Source organism: bacterium (assembly GCA_040755795.1).
GTDB lineage: Bacteria > UBA9089 > CG2-30-40-21 > CG2-30-40-21 > SBAY01 > JBFLXS01.
The window spans coordinates 1-4,112 of sequence record JBFLXS010000367.1 but is presented as its reverse complement, the minus strand read 5'-3'; the positions used below and the strand labels follow the sequence as shown (position 1 = coordinate 4,112).

The following is a 4,112-nucleotide window of genomic DNA, read 5'->3' as shown; positions in this document are numbered from 1 at the left end:
GGTTAATGACCCTCTGGGTTGTCTTTTGGGACTCCAAAATGTCAACAGAAACAAAAAGATGGCAAGAAATGAGGTAAAGCAATGCCTGGGACCATAGATATAGCCTTAAGCCCTACGCAACGCTCTCCGAAACTTTACCATTATTCCATGGGAATATGTGTTGCTGTCTTCAAGTTTGTTTCCCTCTTTGTCTTTGTTGCCTTGAGCAATCCATCCCTGGGGACCACCAACTACAACGAATTTGTGGTTAAGAAACTCATATCCGACAACGACGCGGTATCCAAATTTATCTCCAAGTTCCCAGCTTGACTTGTCAAATTTATCTATCTCTTTAACTTTTCCCCGGTATAGATACCACATATCGCTACAAAGAAAGAGGTTTTCGCTAAAGTAAGGATGAGAAAGGGCTACAAGTTTGAAATCGTGTGTCCCGCTTGCTATGCCATTTTTAATCTTCTCATCAGAACCGATAGAAGGCTTGTAAGCTAAGGCAAGGAAAAAGCCTTCCTTCCAATCAAAACCCAACCAGCCAGGGGATTTTGAATATACCAAGTATTTGGCTGAGAGCCAAAAATCTTCCAGGCCGTTATCCTTTACTTCCTTCCATACAGTCTTTTTCTTTTCCTTTGACCAGACTTGCCTCTTCACATCCTTCATCACATATGGAAGGAAAACTCCCGCACTTAACCTCTCAATGATTCCATACTCTAATCCCATGCTAATTCTGGTTTCCTTCTGATGCCAGCCGTCGGGCAAATCCACCATTTTATCATAATCTATCGGGTATGGTGAACTGCCACGCAGTGCCTTCCATACCTCATCAGAGTAACATTTTTGAGCTCGAACATATGCTACTGTACTCCGAATTTTGAATTTGCCCTTGCCCACATCGTGAGGACAGCCAACAGTCTCTTCTGCAAAGGCATTCCCAATGACTGAAAACATGAGAATGACCGTCAAACCGGTAATTAATGGATACTTTTTCATTTTTATTTTTTTCTCCTTTTTAATAATTTTGTCCCTCCTCAGGGATGGATTCCTTTCTTTTAAAGAAGAAACCCACTAAATTTTACATCTTGACTCACCTCCTCTCTGCAATTAAGACTCAGTTGCAATAAGTATTTAAAAAAATTTATATCTCTTTAGGATTCTCTTTTTCAATCCAAATTTTATATGTACCCGGTATGGAAACTATTATTGCCGACAAAATTATCCCCCAACCAAATGGTCTTAGATAACCTCCCAAAAGTACCCCCAGACCTATTCCCCAAACAAAATGAGCAAATATATGAAGCCAAAGAATAGGAGTAGATAGTGTATGATATTTTTCTGTCCTTTCTTTAAACCATTTAAACCAACCCATCTTTTATCACTCCCTTTTCCTCATTATTGCATGGCAATGACTCATAGGTAGTCGCTCTTTTTTGTACTTTAAAAATAAGAATCCCGCCTTTTTCAAACAATGCCTAAATTCTTTCTCTTTAAGGAGGGCATATGGGTCATGACCAAACCTTTTTGCAACTTGCAGGTTGATCTTCCAGATTATATTCTCTAAGAAGAATTCCTCAAGTGAGAAATACCCTCCCGGCTTCAATACTCTGTAGACTTCAGAGATGGCCTTCTGCCAGTCTTTGATATGATGGAATACCCCAAAAGAGAATACAGAATCAAAGCAGTCATCAGGAAATTCCATATTCGAGGCATCGCCTACCCTAAGGTCAATATTGTCCTTTCTAATATCCCTTGTCCATCTTGGAGGATTAGCATAATATTCTTTTGCTTGCTCGATCATCTGGGGATCATAATCAACTGCTACTACTCTTCTGCATTCGAAATGATGATTGATAAGAAGGGCACCTACCCCTCTTCCACAGCCTATCTCAAGACACACTGGTTCCTTAGGAAGATCGACCCCCTCAAACATGATTGGGGACTCAACCTTCCTTTGAACCCAAACCCTTATGGGGTTATTCATAAAAATCTTTTCGATCTTATAGAGTTTCATCGCTTAGCTTAAGCACATCATCCATATCATAAGTGCAGTAATATCAATATGTTACGGATTTTGCTATTGAAGCAAGGTAAACACAATATCCACCTGTATCTGAAGCTGACTCCTACCTACCTCTTCTGGTATAGGTGGAAAAGAAGCAGCTCGCTTGATGGTGCTACAGGCTGCGTTATCAAGAAGGCTGCTGCCTGAAGACTGACATATCTCTATCTTATCTACACTCCCATCCGAAAGAATCGTAAATCTAACCTTAACTACCCCCTCAATCTCGTTCCTTCTGGCAAAAGCAGGGTATCTTTTTGCTTGCTCTATTTTCCTTCTAACCTCTCTTTGATAGTTTTGAATTGCTATCTTGGCAAAGTCAATCTCCGCAACAGCCACTTGTTCAACCTCCGCAACAGCCACTTGTTCTACTGACTGAGGAGTAACTTGAGGTTTTTCTACTTCTACAGGTTCAACCACTGGCTCTTCTTCTGGCAAAGAATCAGGTTCTGGTTTTTCAATAACCTCTTCTGGTTCTGGCTCTTTTGGTTTGGGTGTCGGTTTAGGTGTTTCTATTTTTTGTGGTGGCGGTGGTTCTTCTATTGCTATTTGTGCTATAAAGTCTCTGGATGCTTCAACCTCAGTAGAAAGGAATTTTAACAACCCTTCTGGTATCCCCAAAAACAGCACATGGATGAGAATAGAAACAAGAATGGTAATTTTCAAGGATTTGTCACTTAGCATTATTATCCTCACTTTTAGTAACTGGTTAAATGGTAACTGGTTAAATGGTAATTGGTTAAATGGTAATTGGTTAAATGGTTACTGGTTAAATGGTAATTGGTTAAATGGTAATTGGTTAAATGATTACCAGTTACCAATTACCAATCACCAGTTACCAATTACCAGTTTTTTTAGTTGAAATTGTCAATCCTTCTGCCCCCGCTCCCTTAGCCATATCCATCACCTTGACTGCCAGCCCAAGGTCTATCTTTTTATCTGCTTTGATAACTATGGTTTTCTTTTGGACTTCTTGTAATTTTATTCTCAAAGCATCTTCTAAAAGCTCAATATTCACCTGTGTTTCATTAACATACACCTGACCATCCTCACTTATGAATACCACAATTACTTCTTCTTGCGGCTGACTGGTTTTAGCTTGCGGCAGGGTAATCTTTATTCCAGGCTGCATGATAAAGTTGGCAGTAAGCATGAAAAATATCAAAAGCAAAAATACTATATCTATTAATGGAGCAATATCCAGGTGTTGGCTTATTCGTTTTCTTCGCTCAAATTCCATAGTCCACATCCTCCCCTGAATGTTCAGAATAACTTTTGCCTTCTTCTTTTGGCTTTCCAATCCCCAACCATTCAGAAACAAGTAGTCCCGCCTCTTTCATCGCAATAGCGAAATTGTCCACCTTACCTTCAAAATAATGATAGGCAAACATAGCGGGTATGGCTACAGATAGTCCAGCGGCAGTAGTCAGAAGTGCCTCCCAGATACCACCGGCTAAAACTGAGGCATCTACTCTACCACCTAACTCCTGTATTTTTATAAATGCCTTAATCATCCCGGTTACCGTCCCCAAAAGCCCTAAAAGGGGCGATACATGGGCAATAATTCCCAGTGTCCGCATATTTTTTTCCAACTTTACCAATTCCATTGTACCTACTCGACTTACTGCCTTTTCCCACCTATCGGCATCTTTTTGGCAGTTGCTTATACCAGCTTCCACTACAGAGGCTACGGGACCAGCAGTGTTTTTTGCCTGCTTTAAGGCAGTTTCTATTTTATTAGATTGCAGTGCCTGTTCGATTTGAAGTAAAAATTGAGATACATTCGTCCTTATCCTAAAAAAGTGGTACGCTCGCTCTAAGATAATGGCAATAGCCACTATCGAACATAGAAAAATGGGATACATCAGTACTCCACCTTTTGAAATAAATTCAAGCATAAAAAGCACCTCCATGTTTTGGTAATTGGTTAAATGGTAACTGGTTAAATGGTAATTGGTTAAATGGTAACTGGTTAAATGGTAACTGGTTAAATGGTAACTGGTTAAATGGTAACTGGTTAAATGGTAACTGGTTAAATGGTAACTGGTTAAATGGTAAT

7 protein-coding genes are annotated in these 4,112 nt (G+C 39.8%); 1 reads left to right on the top strand and 6 read right to left on the bottom strand.

From position 1 onward, the window contains the following. Positions 1 to 105: 105 nt before the first annotated feature. The 4 genes from AB1414_16720 to AB1414_16705 all read right to left on the bottom strand — a co-directional run bounded on the left by AB1414_16720 (position 106) and on the right by AB1414_16705 (position 2,683). Complete coding sequence (locus AB1414_16720) at positions 106 to 987, bottom strand: hypothetical protein (GenBank protein MEW6609062.1); 882 nt, start codon at positions 985 to 987, stop codon at positions 106 to 108. Positions 988 to 1,132: 145 nt separating this feature from the next. Then, on the bottom strand, positions 1,133 to 1,363 hold the full coding sequence (locus AB1414_16715) for a hypothetical protein (protein MEW6609061.1): 231 nt from the start codon (positions 1,361 to 1,363) through the stop codon (positions 1,133 to 1,135). A 6-nt stretch (positions 1,364 to 1,369) separates the two neighbouring features. Next, complete coding sequence (locus tag AB1414_16710) at positions 1,370 to 1,975, bottom strand: class I SAM-dependent methyltransferase (GenBank protein MEW6609060.1); 606 nt, start codon at positions 1,973 to 1,975, stop codon at positions 1,370 to 1,372. Positions 1,976 to 2,068: 93 nt separating this feature from the next. Continuing rightward, positions 2,069 to 2,683 (bottom strand): energy transducer TonB, encoded by a 615-nt coding sequence (locus AB1414_16705; GenBank protein ID MEW6609059.1) that lies wholly within the window; start codon positions 2,681 to 2,683, stop codon positions 2,069 to 2,071. A gap of 22 nt (positions 2,684 to 2,705) precedes the next feature. Between AB1414_16705 and AB1414_16700 the strand changes: the two genes are divergently transcribed. Further along, complete coding sequence (locus AB1414_16700) at positions 2,706 to 2,915, top strand: hypothetical protein (protein MEW6609058.1); 210 nt, start codon at positions 2,706 to 2,708, stop codon at positions 2,913 to 2,915. Here the strand turns inward: AB1414_16700 and AB1414_16695 are convergent. Together AB1414_16695 and AB1414_16690 are read right to left on the bottom strand one after the other, a co-directional pair. After that, positions 2,889 to 3,293: a biopolymer transporter ExbD gene (locus tag AB1414_16695; GenBank protein MEW6609057.1), complete on the bottom strand. Its 405-nt coding sequence runs from the start codon at positions 3,291 to 3,293 to the stop codon at positions 2,889 to 2,891. The genes AB1414_16700 and AB1414_16695 overlap by 27 nt on opposite strands. Then, positions 3,283 to 3,951, bottom strand: coding sequence for a MotA/TolQ/ExbB proton channel family protein (locus AB1414_16690; GenBank protein MEW6609056.1), 669 nt, complete (start codon positions 3,949 to 3,951; stop codon positions 3,283 to 3,285). Before AB1414_16690 ends, AB1414_16695 begins: the two co-directional genes overlap by 11 nt. Positions 3,952 to 4,112 lie beyond the last annotated feature (161 nt).

Excerpts from the sequence above, each read along its gene's own strand:
- AB1414_16690 (MEW6609056.1), bottom strand. The coding sequence starts at position 3,951 with ATGCTTGAATTTATTTCAAAAGGTGGAGTACTGATGTATCCCATTTTT.
- AB1414_16715 (MEW6609061.1), bottom strand. The coding sequence starts at position 1,363 with ATGGGTTGGTTTAAATGGTTTAAAGAAAGGACAGAAAAATATCATACA.
- AB1414_16710 (MEW6609060.1), bottom strand. The coding sequence starts at position 1,975 with ATGAATAACCCCATAAGGGTTTGGGTTCAAAGGAAGGTTGAGTCCCCA.
- AB1414_16720 (MEW6609062.1), bottom strand. The coding sequence starts at position 987 with ATGAAAAAGTATCCATTAATTACCGGTTTGACGGTCATTCTCATGTTT.
- AB1414_16700 (MEW6609058.1), top strand. The coding sequence starts at position 2,706 with ATGGTAATTTTCAAGGATTTGTCACTTAGCATTATTATCCTCACTTTT.
- AB1414_16695 (MEW6609057.1), bottom strand. The coding sequence starts at position 3,293 with ATGGAATTTGAGCGAAGAAAACGAATAAGCCAACACCTGGATATTGCT.